The sequence below is a fragment of the Ruegeria sp. AL12 genome, assembly GCF_056540885.1.
This window is the reverse complement of record NZ_JBQFXN010000009.1, coordinates 59713-74493: the sequence shown is the minus strand read 5'-3', so window position 1 is coordinate 74493 and position 14781 is coordinate 59713. Positions and strand designations below refer to the sequence as shown.

The following is a 14781-nucleotide window of genomic DNA, read 5'->3' as shown; positions in this document are numbered from 1 at the left end:
GCTCAGACCATTTGTATCACGTCTTTTTCGATGGACAGCATATACCCTTTTTTGGCGATGTTCTTGACCAGAAGTTCACTGACCATCTGGTTGCCAAGCGCATCCCGCAACCGTTTTATCCGTGTCGCGCCTGCGGCTTCGTCGCAATCGGCCTCATTGCGGCCGGAAATCATCGCCTCGATCTGGGCGCCGGACAAAACCTCATCATCCAGCCGGGATTCAGCCAGAACAGACAGGGTTTCCATGGCGGCGGGCGTGAGTTTGAAATCCATGTTGTTGAGGTAGACGGTGTTTTCCTCGCGGCTGATCAGCAACGAGGTCACCTGAATGCCGGTGCGTTCGATCTGCGCCATGCGTCGGTTCAGCAGTACCAGCATCACCAGAAAGACCAATGCCGAGGCCATCATGGCGCAGGCAAAAACCAGCAGCACATAGATCACCATCCGATAACTGGACAGGGTGTCGGCGAAGGCGGTGCCGGACTGGGCCAGAATTTCAAGCAACCGGATTTCGGTTTGCGAGGTCAGATCGGTCTCGATGAACAATCGCTCGACCCGTGCGTTGAATGCGTTGGCGTCCGGCAGGGTCCAGAACAGGAAAACGGCGGCGGTGATCAGAATGGCGACAATGGCTGCGACGCCCAGCACGACCAGACGGACCCCCGACCGGCGCGCGTCAGAAACGGAGATAGAATTTTCCGGCATTGCCTTTCCTCTGATCCAACCCTTCCGGCCCGAAAACGGACTGCACTTCAAGCAAGGTCCAGCCTGACGCGCTCAGGCGCTGGGCGATTTCTGCCTGGGCCTGGCCCTTGTCGCAGTTCGAGACCTGAATGACCCCATAGTGCAGACGCAGCGGGTTGTCTTTCTTGGCCTTGTAGTCCGCATAGCAATCCGCCGCAGACGCAGCAGAGCCAAGCGATATCAGGGCCGCAAAGGTCAGAGAAGAGAGGATTTGTTTCATAGGCCGCATCCTGCGCATGAGTTGCCGCGATATTCAATAACCCAAGGGGTTTGCGGGCTCTGATATCCGATAACACCGGGCCGTTATTGCTTGTCTGGACCGGTCGCCCCCAAGTGTCAGGGCAATCTGGACGCGCTCCGTCACACGGTCGCCCAAACACTATGAAGGACACGCATCATGCACAGGAAATTCATCGCTTTCATCGTTGCGACCGCGGTTGCAATAACCGGAGTTTCTGCGTCTCAGGCACGGGCCGCGGACGCAAAGGACATTCTTGGCGGGCTGGCGGCCATCGCGCTCATCGGGGCCGGGGTTCACTATTACAACAAGGAAAAGAAAAAGGATCGGGCGACTCGCCATCAGACCTATACCCCGGCACCTTACACGCCGCAGCCGGTGCGCCCTCTGCCGCCGCACGTGGCGCGTTATGATCTGCCCCAGCGCTGCCTGCGCACATTCAACGGGTATTCACAGGATCATCCGTTGCTTGGGCCGAAATGCCTCAAGAAGCACTACAAACATGCCAAAAGCCTGCCGCAAGAGTGCAAAGTCGGTTTCTGGAATGGCCAAAAGGTCAAGCGGGCATACGAACCCGCGTGCCTGCGCCAGAAAGGATACCGTGTCGTTTACCAGTAACACCGGTTGAGCAGGAGCGGCGCCAAAGACGCGCCGCGTGAGAGAGGGTGGTGTGGGCTGCCCTCTCTTTTTTTCTTGCGGCGCTGTGTGAAACACGGTTTTCCAAAAGGATGACAAAACCAGATTTCGAACTTGAACAGGCGCTGCTGGACCGGGGCCATTGCCGTATCGCGGGTGTGGATGAGGTCGGGCGCGGCCCTTTGGCCGGCCCGGTCGTCGCGGCAGCGGTGATCCTGAACCCACAGACCATCCCCGAAGGGTTGAATGATTCCAAGAAGCTGACGGCCAGACGTCGGGCCGCGCTGGATGCCGAGATCCGGCACAGCGCCGAGTTTGCCGTGGCCGAAGCCTCGGTCGCCGAGATTGACGAGATCAACATCCTCAGGGCATCGCATCTGGCGATGCTGCGCGCAGTCGAGGCACTGACACCGGCCCCCGATTTCCTGCTGATCGACGGGAACATGATTCCACGCGGCCTGAAAACCCCGTCGCAGGCCGTCGTGAAGGGGGATGCCCGATCGGTGTCGATTGCAGCCGCGTCGATCCTTGCGAAAAACTGGCGCGATCAGGTGATGGTGGATTTGGCGCAACAGCATCCGGGATATGGATGGGAAACCAACGCCGGTTATCCGTCAAAACAACACAAGGAAGCACTTCAAAATCTTGGCGTGACCCCACACCATAGACGTTCGTTCAAGCCGGTGCACAATATCTTGTATCAAGAGTAAATCGTAAGTTGCTGATTCAAAAAAGAAATTGACGCCGATTCGTCTTTGACTCATCCTTGTCTCAACCAAATGAGCGCAAAAGCGCCGTGGACACTTGAGGCAGTGATATGACGACAACCACCAAAAAGGGCGCAATAGCGCCCCCTTTAAACACGATTCTATCCGGGGACTGCATCGAAGTGATGAACAGTCTTCCCGAGGCATCCGTTGACCTGATTTTTGCGGATCCGCCCTATAATTTGCAGTTGAAAGGTCAGCTGCATCGTCCGGACAACTCTCAGGTGGATGCGGTGGATGATCACTGGGATCAGTTTTCCAGCTTTGGTGCCTATGACCAATTCACCCGCGCGTGGTTGAAGGCGGCGCGCCGTCTGCTCAAGCCAAATGGTGCGATTTGGGTGATCGGCTCTTACCACAACATCTTCCGCGTTGGTTCGGCGTTGCAGGACGAGGGCTATTGGATTTTGAACGATGTGGTCTGGCGCAAATCAAACCCGATGCCCAACTTCCGTGGCAAACGTTTTACCAACGCGCATGAGACGATGATCTGGGCATCCAAGCGCGAAGGGGCCAAGTACACCTTCAACTATGAGGCGCTTAAGGCCCTGAACGAAGGCGTGCAGATGCGCAGCGACTGGGTGCTGCCGATCTGCACCGGGCATGAACGTCTGAAGGATGAAAACGGTGACAAGGCACACCCGACGCAAAAGCCGGAATCACTGCTGCACCGTGTTCTGATCGGCTCGACCAACCCCGGGGACGTGGTGCTGGATCCGTTCTTCGGCACCGGAACGACCGGAGCCGTCGCCAAGATGCTGGGCCGCGAGTTCATTGGTATCGAACGCGAGGAAAGCTACCGCAAGGTGGCCGAGAAGCGCATTGCCAAGGTCCGCAAATTCGATCGTGAGGCTCTGGAAGTCAGCGCCAGCAAGCGCGCCGAACCCCGCGTTCCCTTCGGCCAGCTGGTCGAGCGTGGGATGCTGCGCCCGGGCGAAGAGCTTTATTCCATGAACCGGCGTCACAAGGCCAAAGTCCGGGCCGATGGCACATTGGTCGGTGACAACGTCAAAGGCTCGATCCATCAGGTGGGCGCCCATCTGGAAAATGCTCCGTCCTGCAATGGCTGGACCTATTGGTGCTTCAAGCGTGACGGCAAAACGGTTCCGATCGACGTTCTGCGCCAGCAGATCCGGGCCGAGATGAACTGATACAAAGAACACCGCCGGTGCCTGTGGCCTGACACAAGGCACTACGCCTTGCCCCGCCGATCCTACGGCGGGGTCTTTTGTTTTGGCATCAACAGTGATTGCATGTTGTTGACCCTGACACTGCAAGAAAGATCACGGCCATGACCGAGACAACCGCGCAGCCCCGCCGCAGTCTGTTTTTCACGCAACCTGACACGTTCGATCTGGACAACAAATACACCGAGGCCGCGTTGGAGCGGCACAAGCGAGAAGGGTTGGAACTGGCCGTCCGCGCGCGTTGGGTGGCGATGGCACTGACCGGGGTTCTTCTGGTTTTCCTGAACCCGCAATGGGAGGTGCTTTGGTATCACTTCATTCTGCTGCTGATCTGCGCCAACGGTTGGCTGATCCGCCGTTCCGGTCGGGTGGGGCAATCGCGGGTCGAGCTTCTTTTGATCTTCGTGGATCTGCTGATCATGACCCTTGGAATGATCGTGCCCAACCCGTTCAGTGACGATGTCCGCCCTCTGGCCATGCAATACCGGTTCGACAACTTTCAGTACTTTTTCGTCATCCTGGCGGCTGGAACCTTGGCCTATTCCTGGCGCACGGTCATTGCCATCGGTTCGTGGACGGCATTGATGTGGACGATCGGTTGGATCGTTGCCTCGTGGTTGGCAACGCCGATTCCGGGGATCAGCGAAAAGGTTGCAGAGGCTTTGCAGGGCTATCCGGATGTTGCCGAGCTGTTGGACCCCAACAGTTTCATGATCCCTCAACGTATCCAGCAAGTGATCGTATTCATAATGGTCGCGGTAACGCTGGGCATTTCGATGCGGCGTCTCAATCAATTGTTGATGAACAACGCGGGACTGGAACGGGAGCGGGCCAACCTGTCGCGGTATTTCTCACCCAACGTGGTGGATGAGCTGAGCCAGAACGATGAGCCGCTGAAACAGGTCCGCAAAGAAGATGTGGCCGTTCTGTTCATCGATATCGTCGGATTCACCAAATACGCCGCCGGGCGGGATCCCTATGAAGTGATCGAGGTTCTGCGCGGGTTTCATGCCCGTATGGAAACCGAGGTATTCCGGCACCACGGGACCTTGGACAAGTATCTGGGCGACGGTTTGATGGCGACCTTCGGCACTCCGGTGCCAACGCCCCTGGACGCGAGTAATGCCCTGGACTGCGCGCGTGCGATGGTGGGTGTGATCGACCGTTGGAATCTGGAACGCCGCCGGGCGGGTGAGCCTGAAATCCATGTCGGCGTTGGGGTGCATTACGGCTCGGTCGTACTTGGGGATATCGGTGCCAACCGGTTGGAATTCGCGGTGATTGGCGATGCGGTCAATGTGGCGGCCAAGCTTGAGGCACTGACGCGTGATTTCAAGGCGCGTATCGTTGTCAGCGATGCCGTGCGTTTGCGGGTTGCGGAAGAAAACCCGCAGGCGCCGGAGGTCATGGCCGGTTTTGTTGCCTGCCGCGACCAAACCGTGCGAGGGGTCGAGGCGCCGATGGATGTCTGGATGATGAAAAGCTGAGGGCCTCCCGCCCGTCAGAACAGCATCGCAGATGCAGTGCTGACAGTTGGGCCAAGCAGCGCGCCTGTGCGCGCTGCAGTCACGCTTTGGGCATGGGGTTCAAAGATTTGTTGTAGGGGTGCCAGTCGGAGATCTCGGGATAATAGTGGCGTCGCCACGCGCGAACGCGCGGGTTCATGACCCGCCGCCACAGCGGAGGGATCATGGCGAACACGGTCATGACGGGATAGCCATAGGGCAATTGCGGGGCTGTGTCCGACGCGTGATGTTGCAGCAGCGGAAACCGGCGGTTGGGTTTGTAATGGTGGTCCGAATGGCGCTGAAGATTGATCAGCAACCAGTTCGAAGCTTTCTGCGAGGCATTCCAGGAATGGCGTGGCAGGACATGCTCGTACCGTCCGTCGCCCAGGTGTTTTCGGGTCAGGCCGTAATGCTCGACGTAATTGACCAGCTCGAGCTGCCATATTGCGACACTAGCCTGCAGCAGAAACAGCGCCACGCCGGACCATCCTCCGATCAGGCCGGCCAGTGCCAGCATCCCACCTTGCAGCGCCCAGTACCGCCAGAACGGGTTTGAACGATCTGTCCACTGTCTATCGATGCGGGCCAGCTTGTTGCGCTCGGCGTTGAAGGCCGAAACCCAGCATTGCCACAGAACGCGGGGATAGAAGCGATGGAACCCTTCGTTGTAGCGCGCCGACACCGGATCGCGCGGGGTGCCAACATGGCGGTGATGGACCAACAGGTGCTCGGACCGAAAATGAGAATACAGCACCATGGCAAGAAGGATGTCCCCAAGCCAGCGTTCCAAGCGGCTTTTCTGGTGCATCAACTCGTGGCTGTAATTGATCCCAATCGTGCCCGAAATGACGCCCATGCCAAAGAAGAGGCCGATTTTCTCAAGCGTTGACAGATGGGTGTTGTGGGTTGCGTACCAGATCAGACTAAAAAGGGTGACGAACTGGATCGGGGCCCAGAGTTTTATTAGTAATATGTACCATTGCAGCGCCGTGTCCGGCGTCTCGGGGTCGGCGTTTTGAGTGTTGAGCCCGGTGATCCGGTCCAGCACTGCAAAAGCCCACCAGGTTGCGGCAGGAACCAGCAGCAGTGACCATCCACCGGTAGCAGCTGAAAACCAGACCAGCGGGATCAGTAGCAGCGACACCCAGAAAGGGGATGCAGATTGCCAGCGGGACAATGTGCCAGTTGCGATCATCTTTTCTGCTCCGACTTTTTGGACATACCCTAGACATGGCCCGAAGACTTGCACAGCGGACTTATTGTCCTCGCCAAAGATCATAGGCCTTGCGCATCACGGTTGGCAGGTCGCCGGGCCTGAAGCTGTGCTTGTCGACGACCGTCAGATGTTCGGGTACGTCGTGATCAGCGGCATCCGTGGTCCAGATCCGCAAAATCAGGTGGAAATGTGTAAATGTGTGGCGCACTTCGCCCGGCAACATCTTCCAATTCGCAGGGAACGGGGCACGTTCGGTCGGGGCATCGTTCCACTCTGATCCGGGCCAGCCCAGCATTCCGCCCAGCAGACCTTTGTCAGGCCGGCGTTCCAGCACCATGGCCCCGTCTGCGCTTTGCGCAACATACACGTGCCCATACCGCGTGGGTTTGGGCTTTTTGGGCGTTTTTCGTGGCAGGTCGGATTGGGTGCCTGCGACGCGGCTCTGACAGGGGTCACGCAGGGGGCAGATGCCACATGCCGGCGACTTCGGTGTGCAGATGGTTGCCCCCAAATCCATGACGGCCTGCGCGTAATCGCCCGGACGTATGGCCGGGGTCAGGGCCGACGCCTTTTCCTTCAGCAGGGGTTTGGACCCGGGTAGCGGATCGTGAATGTCATGGAGCCGGGCCATGACACGCTCGACGTTTCCGTCCAGCACGGTTTCAGGCCGATCAAACGCTATGGCCGAGATCGCTGCGGCGGTATAGGGGCCTATGCCGGGTAGGTTCAGCAGCGCTTCAAAGCTGTCAGGAAACCGGCCATCGTAGCCCTGCGTGACGGCACGGGCGCATTTCAAAAGATTGCGGGCGCGGGCGTAATAGCCAAGCCCGGCCCATTCCCCCATGACCTGATCGTCCGGTGCGGCGGCCAGAGCTTGAACCGTAGGCCAGCGGGTGGTGAAGCGCAGGAAATAGTCGCGAACGGCGGCAACTGTTGTTTGCTGCAACATCACTTCGGACAGCCAGACCCGATAGGGATCGGGGCGCATCCCGGCGGCGCGATCTGCCGGACCGATGCGCCATGGCATTTCGCGGGCGTGGCGGTCGTACCATTCCAGCAACGCATCACTGACGATGATTTCAGCAGAGTCACGCAAGTTTTATTCAACTCCCGGTCGGGTTTCGCTGGCACATGGTGGCCTGCCCAGTACAATAGAGGTGTAGGAGCAGGAAACCAGATGCAACGCAGACGTTCTTCGACCCGCGGGTTCAAACGCACCGCATCCTTGCTGAACGATCAGATCCGGCGCGCCGGGGAAAGCCGGGGGTTTGCCGTGTCACGGCTTTTGACCCACTGGGCCGAGATTGTCGGCCAGGAAACCGCCGCCATCGCGCGCCCGGTCAAAGTGGGTTATGGCAAGGGCGGATTTGGTGCCACCCTGACCGTGTTGACGACCGGGCCACAGGCTCCGATGCTGGAAATGCAGAAGGAAAAGCTGCGCGGCAAGGTAAACGCGGTCTATGGCTATAACGCCATCAGCCGTGTCCGTATCACCCAGACCGCTCCGACCGGATTTGCCGAGGGGCAGGCCAGTTTCGACCACAAGCCGAAGCAAGCCAAACCCCAGATTGCGCCTGACATTGCCGCCGAGGCCGACAAAATGTCACGCGATGTACATGATGAAGATTTGCGCGCGGCTCTTGAACGTCTCGGGCGCAACGTTTTATCCAAACAGAAACGCTGAGAAAGGGCTGAAAATGAGCCGTATTGCAACCGTAATCTGTGCGGCCGTCGCCGTGGCCGCTGGCGGCTATTGGCTGACAGGGTCGAACACCAATGTCACCATTCCACTGGTCAGTGCCGCCGAAGCGCAGGAGGCAGACCTTGATACTTCGACGATCGTCGAGATGGTGCTGGGCGCCGAGGATGCACCTGTCGAAATCATCGAATATGCGTCCTATACCTGCCCGCATTGCGCGAGTTTCCATCAGGGCGCCTTCAAACAACTCAAGAAAGACTTCATCGACACCGGCAAGGTCAAGTTTACCTATCGTGAGGTGTATTTTGACCGCTACGGCCTTTGGGCATCGATGGTTGCACGCTGCGCTGGCCCCGAAAAGTTCTTCGGTATCACAGACCTGATCTATGAAGGGCAGGCAGAATGGACACGCGCAGGTGGTCCGGCCGAGATCGTGGACGAGCTGCGCAAGATCGGTCGTTTGGCCGGCATCGATGGCGATCAGCTCGAGGCTTGCCTGCAAGACGGTACCAAGGCGCGGACATTGGCTGCGTGGTATCAGGAAAACGCCGAACGCGATGGTATCCAGGCGACGCCATCATTTGTGGTGAACGGCAAGAAGGTCGACAACCAGTCCTACGCTGACTTCAAAAAGCTGATCCAAGACGAACTGGGTGGCTAAACACCCTTTTCCGGTTGGCCCTGTCTGGGCCGACCGGGCCTATTGGGGTGCAGGTGCTGCCTTCAGCAGCATGTCGCGGACCTTGTCAGTTTCGCCGACTCGCAGACGCACCGGCAGAGTGATCACTTTGCTCCGAAAAGCCGGGGGCAGACGTACGGCATCTTTCTCGGTCGTTATCATCTGAGCACCCAGTTGGCGCGCCTCGTTTTCCAGACGGGCCATCAGTGCCTGAGTCAGAGGCTGGTGATCGTCCAGGGCTTCGGCGCGGACCAGGTCTACGCCCAGCTGCCGCAGGGTTTTGAAGAACTTCTCGGGGTGGCCGATACCAGCAAATGCCAAAGCGCGTGTGCCGGTCCAGTCCATGCCGGTTTGCAGGGGCTCGATTGCTCCGGTGACATGGGGAACGGACAACTTGTCGCCCCACTGAGCGGTGAAAGCCATTTGCGCGGCCTCATCGCCCAGAGACAACACAAGGTCGGCCCGTTTCAACCCGATGTCGACCGGTTCCCGCAGTGGCCCGGCAGGCAGGCACAAACCGTTTCCGAACCCGCGTTGAGCATCGACAACAATGATCGAGAAATCCTTGGCCACCGAAGGGTTTTGAAACCCGTCATCCAGCACGATTACCGTGGCGCCCGCCGCTGCGGCGGCCCGTGCGCCCGCCGCCCTGTCCTTGGCAACCCAGACTTCGGCAAACATCGCCAGAAGCAGCGGCTCGTCTCCTACTTCGGCAGCCGTGTGCCGGGCCGGATCAACCTGCACCGGCCCGTCCAAAGAGCCTCCGTGCCCCCGCGTGACGACATGTGGTTCGTGCCAGGCGCCTCGAAGCTGTTCAAGGGTCCAGATCACCGTTGGTGTTTTACCGGTTCCACCAGCATTGAGGTTGCCGATACAGATCACGGGCACACCCGGCTTTTCGCCGGATTCCGAGGCGATCCTTCGGGCGGTTGCCGCTGCATATAGGCGCCCCAACGGTGCCAGCAGACGCGCCCTCAGATCCGGTTGGTCCGGGGTCGTGTTCCAGAAATCAGGTGCCCGCATGATCCGCTCTCCGCTGATCCAGAATATCCTGTACCATTTCGATCAGGGCGTCAGCCTGCGGTGCGCCTTCGGTCAACAACTGCCATCCAGCCAACGCCATGTCGGCAGCTTGATCCGGCGCCAGAAGCTGCACAACGGCGTCGCCCAGTTCGGTGGCCGTTTTTACCTCTTTGGCGGCGTTCACCTGTTGCAGGCTGGAATAGAATTCCTGATGGCGGTGCACATATGGTCCGAACATGATCGCAGACCCCAGCGCGATTGCTTCGGACGGGTCCTGACCGCCCGCGCTGCGTTCCAGCGAACTGCCCATGAAGGTCACTGGTGCCATGCGATGCCACAGGCCCAGGTTTTCGGGGTCCGATGTCAGGACGACCTGAGTGGTGTCTTCAATCATGTCCCCTTCATCCCAGTTGATGCAGCGCAGGTCCATCGATTCCAGCCGCCGTCTCAGCGGCGTGACTTCCGGCTCGTTTGCCACGTGCAACACCAGAACCAGCCGATGCAGCATCCGCAGCGCCTGACGGTGGGCTGTCAGAACCGAGATGAATTCCTTGTCCTGAACCCATGCCGCCAACCAAACCGGACGCCCGGCAAGTGTATGAGTGGTCTCGATGAGTTCGTCTTCTGGCCAGGGCCGGGGGTTGGGGCTGATCCGCAAAGGCGGTGATTCCGCAACTTTTCCGGATTGGATTCCGAGGCGGCGGATCTGCCGAGCCGTCTCGGCGGATGGCGTGAGAATCTTGCGGAAACAGTCAAAGGTCACCCGCGTGATGTCCGGCAGCCAACGGGCGTTCCGGGACAGAGTGACGCTGAATTGGGCGTCGAACAGGACCAGCGGGATCGCCTGTTCGTCAGCGCGCGTGACAATGTTGGGCATCAGATCGCCACCGACCCACAACCCCATGTTCGGACGCCAGTATTCGATAAACTCGCGGGCGGCGCCACTCTGTTCCTGTGGCAGGTTGATCAAAGGGAACCTGCTGTCTGGCCAGTTGGACAGATCCTCATCCGGGGGGGCTGTCAGCAGGAAATTCAGCTTGGCCCTGACCTGCGACAGCCGACGGCAGAAGTCGGTCACAGCCCGCAGCCGATCCGGGGTGGCAACATGGATCCATAGCAACTCACCTTCGGGGCGCGGCAGGTTGGATTGCGGCGCAACCCCGTTGCGCAACCCCCATGACAACACCCTGTAGGCGGCCAGGCTGAGTGAGCGCGGTTTGCTCATGTTCCGATTCCCGGCCCGGCCGGATCCAGCAGTGCCGACAATTGCTGATGAACCAAGGCGCTGGCGGCGATCACGCCGTTCAACCTGGGATGCAAGTTGTTGAAGATCAGCCGTTGCCCCGTACGGTCCGAACAGATGCCGCCGGCCTCTCGGATGATCAGGTCGCCGGCGGCAATATCCCATTCCCAACTGGGGCGCAGGGTCAGCATGCCATCGAACCGCCCCTGCGCAACCAAAGCCATGCGATAGGCAAGTGACGGTCGATACGCGCGTTCGAATTCTGGCGCCTGCGCGTCGCGCCAATGCCGCGCGTCAAGATTTGGCTTGGCGGCCAGAATTTTTGATTGCAAAAGCTCTGCGGTATCCGAGGTCGTGATCGTCTTACCATTGAGAGACGCGCCCTGACCCTGGGCCGCCGTGTACAGCAAATCCCGCATCGGCAGGTAAATGACCGCCGCCGTCACCATGCCGTTATCGGCGACGGCTATGGAATGTGCCCAGGTGCGCGCGCCTTCTGCAAAGCTTCGGGTGCCGTCGATCGGGTCGATGATGAAAGTGCTGCTGCGGTCCAGCCGGTCGGTGGAATCCTCGGATTCCTCACTGAGCCAGCCATAGCCCGGTCGCGCCGAACACAACCGCTCCTCCAGCATCGTGTTCACGGCAAGATCTGCCTCGGTCACTGGCCCGGCGCCATCGGGTTTGTCCCAGCGCTGCGCTTGCGTGCCGGAATAGCGCGTGGCGATCTTGCCGGCCTCCAGCGCCGCCTCGATCAGCAGGGGCAGATCAGTTGCCGGCAAGTGTCATTCCTTCGATCAGAAGCGACGGAACCACGCGCGACAGGTATGGGCGGGCATCGTTCGCCGGGATGATCCGGCGCAGCATGTCCCGCAGATTGCCCGCGATGGTGCATTCATTGACCGGATGCGTGATCTCGCCATTCTCGACCCAGAAGCCCGATGCACCCCTTGAATAGTCACCGGTATTGGGGTTGATCGTCGATCCGATCATGGATGTGACCAGCAACCCGGTCCCCATATCGCGCAGCAGGTCGGCGCGGCTTTGGTCACCTTGTGTCAGGCTCAGGTTCCAGTTGCTGGGCGATGGCGGGCCCGAGACCCCACGCGCCGCATTTCCCGTGGACGCCATATCCAGTTTTCGCCCGCTTGACAGGTCCAGCGTCCAGCCGGTCAGAACGCCGTTTTCCACGATTGCCCGGCGTTGTGTCGGCAGACCCTCGGCATCAAAGGGACGCGAGCCCGAAATGCGCGGGCGGTGCGGGTCTTCGATCAGGGACAGGTGCGCGGGCAGAACGTCCTGCCCCAAACAATCCTTGAGCCAGGATGCGCCCCGTGCGATCGCCGCGCCATTGCTGGCGGCCAGAAGGTGGCCGATGAGCGAAGACGAGATCCGTTCGTCGAAGAGCACCGGAAAACTTCCCGTCACAGGTTTGCGCGCCCCAACCTGTTGCACGGCGCGTTCGCCTGCTGTGCGCCCGATTTCTTCCGCGCTGCGCAGGTCGGATTGGAACGTCCGGCTGTCGCCGTCATAGTCCCGTTCCATCCCGGTGCCTTCGCCCGAGATCGCAACACAGGAAACCGACCTGCTGCTGCGCGCGTATCCGCCGGTGAACCCGTTTGTCGCGGCCAGATGCACATGGTGGGTCCCGTAACTTGCGGCCGCATCCGACACCTGGGTGACACCGGCGACGGCCAGCGCTGCGGCCTCGGCCGTCAGAGCATCCTGCATCAGGGCTTCGGAAGACGGGGCCGGGGCGGGGTCTGACAATTCCAGTGACTCTATGTTCCAGTCTGTGACCAGCTGGTCCTTGTCAGCCAGCCCGGAAAACGGATCTTCGGGGGCCTCCCTGGCCATCGCGACAGCTCGTTCCGCCATGGCGCGCAGGGTTTCAGGGCGGCTGTCGGAACTGGACACAATGGCGGATCGTTTGCCCAGAAACACCCGCAATCCCAGATCAGTCCCTTCCGAGCGCTCGGCATGTTCCAGCGCGCCGCCCCGCACTTCGACGGAAACAGAGGATCCGTCGATAACGATGGCATCCGCCGCGTCCGCGCCTGCCTTGCGGGCCACGTCAAGCAAGTGATGGCTGATTTCTTCTGGTGAGCAGGTCATGAGGCCTCCGGGTTGATTGCCAAGGACCTAGCCTTGGACTGCCCGTCTCGCAAGACCTGTGACCAGATTGTGCGTTGAGGATCGCGGTGAACCCGTGCCGTTTCAGAGGTTTGGGCAGGGGTTGGCAGGACAGAGAAAGGGCCGCATGTTGCGCGGCCCTTTCCGTTGATTGTCACTTGATACGCTGACCATTCGCGAGGATCTGGCCGTCTTCGGTGAACTCGATCTTCGAGTTCAAAGTGTCCGGTTCTTCGCCCGGAACTGCCATCAGACCCATCATCATGCGGGCGCCCAGCGCGTCTTCGTCCGAGATGATTCCCATTCCGATCAGGGTGTCGATCAACTGGTTGGCGCCAACCAGCTGAAGGTTCGCCACGCCGCTTGGGCTGGGCAGGCCATCAAACTCTTCGGTGTTGGTGTTGTCGAAAGCAAAATCACCGTCACCGGTCAGTTTGGCGCCAACCAGCGAAACCAGCAGTTCGTTGATCTTCAGCGAGTGCAATTCCCCCGGCGCTTCGTCGGATTCGACGTCGATTTCAGGATCGAAGATATTCATCAGCACTTTCGCGGTTCCCGTCGCATCCAGCGCAATCGTCGCCGGATCACGCGGCAACGCGCCCGCAGGATCGAAAATGCCCCACAATATGTCCGACATGGTGAAATCGGTCAGGTTCAGCCCAAAGCCGAAGGGTTGAACCTCGTCCGATTGCTGGATGGGGAATTCGAAGTTCAGGCCCGCCTTGGCCATCGAAAGTTCGATCGGGAACGGCAGGCCCGCCGTGGTAACGGCCATCTTCGTGCTGTTCTGGTCAATGTCATAGACGATACGCTCTGCATCGATGCTGGCTGCAAAACGCCCGCCTTCGGACGTGCTGTTCATCGAGAACGCCTGACCTTCGCTGGTCCCGCTCAGATCCGTGCTGCCCGCGGCATAGGTGAAGGTGCCGTCAAAGGAAAAACCGGCTTTGTAAAAGGCTTCTGGGTCCGAAAAGTCAAAATCCGGCGGGACGACGTTGGTGCCCTCGAATGCCAGTTGATCCAGTTGACCGTTGATCAACCCGTTTTCGCCGCTTTCAGGATCCTGAAAGTTCAGATCATAAGTTAACGTGGCTGCGTTGAACGTCTGGCTGATGTTTCGATTGTCACCGATCTGCATCCGCGAGCTGCCGGACAGATCGCTTGCTTGGACATCGATGCCAAACACATCATTGGGCAGAGCCTCACCATCGACCTCAATCGAATCCAGTTTTACGCCCAGATTGTCAGCCTTGTAGTCATAGGTCATGTCGTCCGGTGTGCCCGACACGACCATGTTCAGTTGGCTGTGGGAATAGGTGACAGTGGCTGCGAAGTTTTCGTCTTCGGCCTGACCGGTGATTTCCATGGGAAAGCTTTCCGGCAGGTCAATGGTAACGGTCCCGTCACCATTTTCGGTCAGTGTCATTTCCGGCATGACCATCTGAAACTGTCCGTCCTCTTCGGGAAGGGCCACTGAAAGTGTCATGTTGGAAATCGTGGTGACGTCGCCCGAGGTGCTTTCGTCTCCTGTGACGGTGTAACCCATCGAGGTGAAATAGCTCTGCCAATCGGACCAGACGTCATCGGCCGACAGATCGGCAAACGCCCCTTGGGTGGCAACGGCATAAGCCAGGGCAGCGCCGCAGCTGCGGCGAAGGAAAACGGACATAAGGTAACCCTTCTTGATCAATTTGTGGCGCATGGTCGGTTTT

At 59.4% G+C, this 14781-nt stretch carries 15 protein-coding genes; 6 read left to right on the top strand and 9 right to left on the bottom strand.

Going from position 1 to position 14781, the window contains the following annotated elements; genetic code table 11:
• Positions 1-2: 2 nt before the first annotated feature.
• Both ACR0C6_RS18030 and ACR0C6_RS18025 read right to left on the bottom strand, forming a co-directional pair.
• Positions 3-704: a winged helix-turn-helix domain-containing protein gene (locus ACR0C6_RS18030; RefSeq protein WP_152459288.1), complete on the bottom strand. Its 702-nt coding sequence runs from the start codon at positions 702-704 to the stop codon at positions 3-5.
• Entirely contained in the window at positions 676-963 is a 288-nt protein-coding gene (locus tag ACR0C6_RS18025; protein WP_152459287.1) for a hypothetical protein, read from the bottom strand. Before ACR0C6_RS18025 ends, ACR0C6_RS18030 begins: the two co-directional genes overlap by 29 nt.
• 177 nt (positions 964-1140) lie before the next feature.
• On the opposite strand from ACR0C6_RS18025, the gene ACR0C6_RS18020 reads away from it, so the two are divergent.
• The 4 genes from ACR0C6_RS18020 (at position 1141) to ACR0C6_RS18005 (ending at position 5058) form a co-directional block, all read left to right on the top strand.
• Entirely contained in the window at positions 1141-1599 is a 459-nt protein-coding gene (locus ACR0C6_RS18020) for a hypothetical protein (protein WP_480447361.1), read from the top strand.
• A 110-nt stretch (positions 1600-1709) separates the two neighbouring features.
• Positions 1710-2327, top strand: coding sequence for a ribonuclease HII (locus ACR0C6_RS18015; RefSeq protein WP_480447362.1), 618 nt, complete (start codon positions 1710-1712; stop codon positions 2325-2327).
• 107 nt (positions 2328-2434) lie between these two features.
• Positions 2435-3535 carry a site-specific DNA-methyltransferase gene (locus ACR0C6_RS18010; protein WP_152459284.1) on the top strand — a complete coding sequence of 367 codons (1101 nt, stop codon included), beginning with the start codon at positions 2435-2437 and terminating at the stop codon, positions 3533-3535.
• Positions 3536-3675: 140 nt separating this feature from the next.
• Positions 3676-5058, top strand: coding sequence for an adenylate/guanylate cyclase domain-containing protein (locus ACR0C6_RS18005; RefSeq protein ID WP_480447364.1), 1383 nt, complete (start codon positions 3676-3678; stop codon positions 5056-5058).
• A gap of 79 nt (positions 5059-5137) precedes the next feature.
• Here the strand turns inward: ACR0C6_RS18005 and ACR0C6_RS18000 are convergent, their stop codons facing one another.
• A complete protein-coding gene (locus tag ACR0C6_RS18000) occupies positions 5138-6274 on the bottom strand; it encodes an alkane 1-monooxygenase (RefSeq protein ID WP_480620536.1) in 1137 nt (378 codons plus the stop codon).
• A 61-nt stretch (positions 6275-6335) separates the two neighbouring features.
• Positions 6336-7391, bottom strand: coding sequence for an A/G-specific adenine glycosylase (mutY, locus tag ACR0C6_RS17995; RefSeq protein WP_480620534.1), 1056 nt, complete (start codon positions 7389-7391; stop codon positions 6336-6338).
• Between the two features lie 81 nt (positions 7392-7472).
• Here mutY and ACR0C6_RS17990 point away from each other — a divergent pair, with 81 nt between their 5' ends.
• A complete protein-coding gene (locus ACR0C6_RS17990; protein ID WP_480620532.1) occupies positions 7473-7979 on the top strand; it encodes a DUF721 domain-containing protein in 507 nt (168 codons plus the stop codon).
• A gap of 13 nt (positions 7980-7992) precedes the next feature.
• On the top strand, positions 7993-8655 hold the full coding sequence (locus ACR0C6_RS17985) for a DsbA family protein (protein ID WP_480620530.1): 663 nt from the start codon (positions 7993-7995) through the stop codon (positions 8653-8655).
• Positions 8656-8694: 39 nt separating this feature from the next.
• On the opposite strand, the gene lpxK is transcribed toward ACR0C6_RS17985, so the two are convergent.
• The 5 genes from lpxK to ACR0C6_RS17960 form a co-directional block, all read right to left on the bottom strand.
• Positions 8695-9696: a tetraacyldisaccharide 4'-kinase gene (lpxK, locus tag ACR0C6_RS17980; protein ID WP_480620528.1), complete on the bottom strand. Its 1002-nt coding sequence runs from the start codon at positions 9694-9696 to the stop codon at positions 8695-8697.
• On the bottom strand, positions 9683-10921 hold the full coding sequence (locus ACR0C6_RS17975; protein ID WP_480447370.1) for a 3-deoxy-D-manno-octulosonic acid transferase: 1239 nt from the start codon (positions 10919-10921) through the stop codon (positions 9683-9685). The genes lpxK and ACR0C6_RS17975 overlap by 14 nt, the downstream gene beginning before the upstream one ends.
• Positions 10918-11718, bottom strand: coding sequence for an inositol monophosphatase family protein (locus ACR0C6_RS17970; RefSeq protein ID WP_480620526.1), 801 nt, complete (start codon positions 11716-11718; stop codon positions 10918-10920). Before ACR0C6_RS17970 ends, ACR0C6_RS17975 begins: the two co-directional genes overlap by 4 nt.
• Positions 11705-13051 (bottom strand): TldD/PmbA family protein, encoded by a 1347-nt coding sequence (locus tag ACR0C6_RS17965; protein WP_480620524.1) that lies wholly within the window; start codon positions 13049-13051, stop codon positions 11705-11707. The genes ACR0C6_RS17970 and ACR0C6_RS17965 overlap by 14 nt, the downstream gene beginning before the upstream one ends.
• A 172-nt stretch (positions 13052-13223) precedes the next feature.
• Positions 13224-14771: a DUF2125 domain-containing protein gene (locus tag ACR0C6_RS17960; protein ID WP_480620522.1), complete on the bottom strand. Its 1548-nt coding sequence runs from the start codon at positions 14769-14771 to the stop codon at positions 13224-13226.
• Positions 14772-14781: the final 10 nt, after the last annotated feature.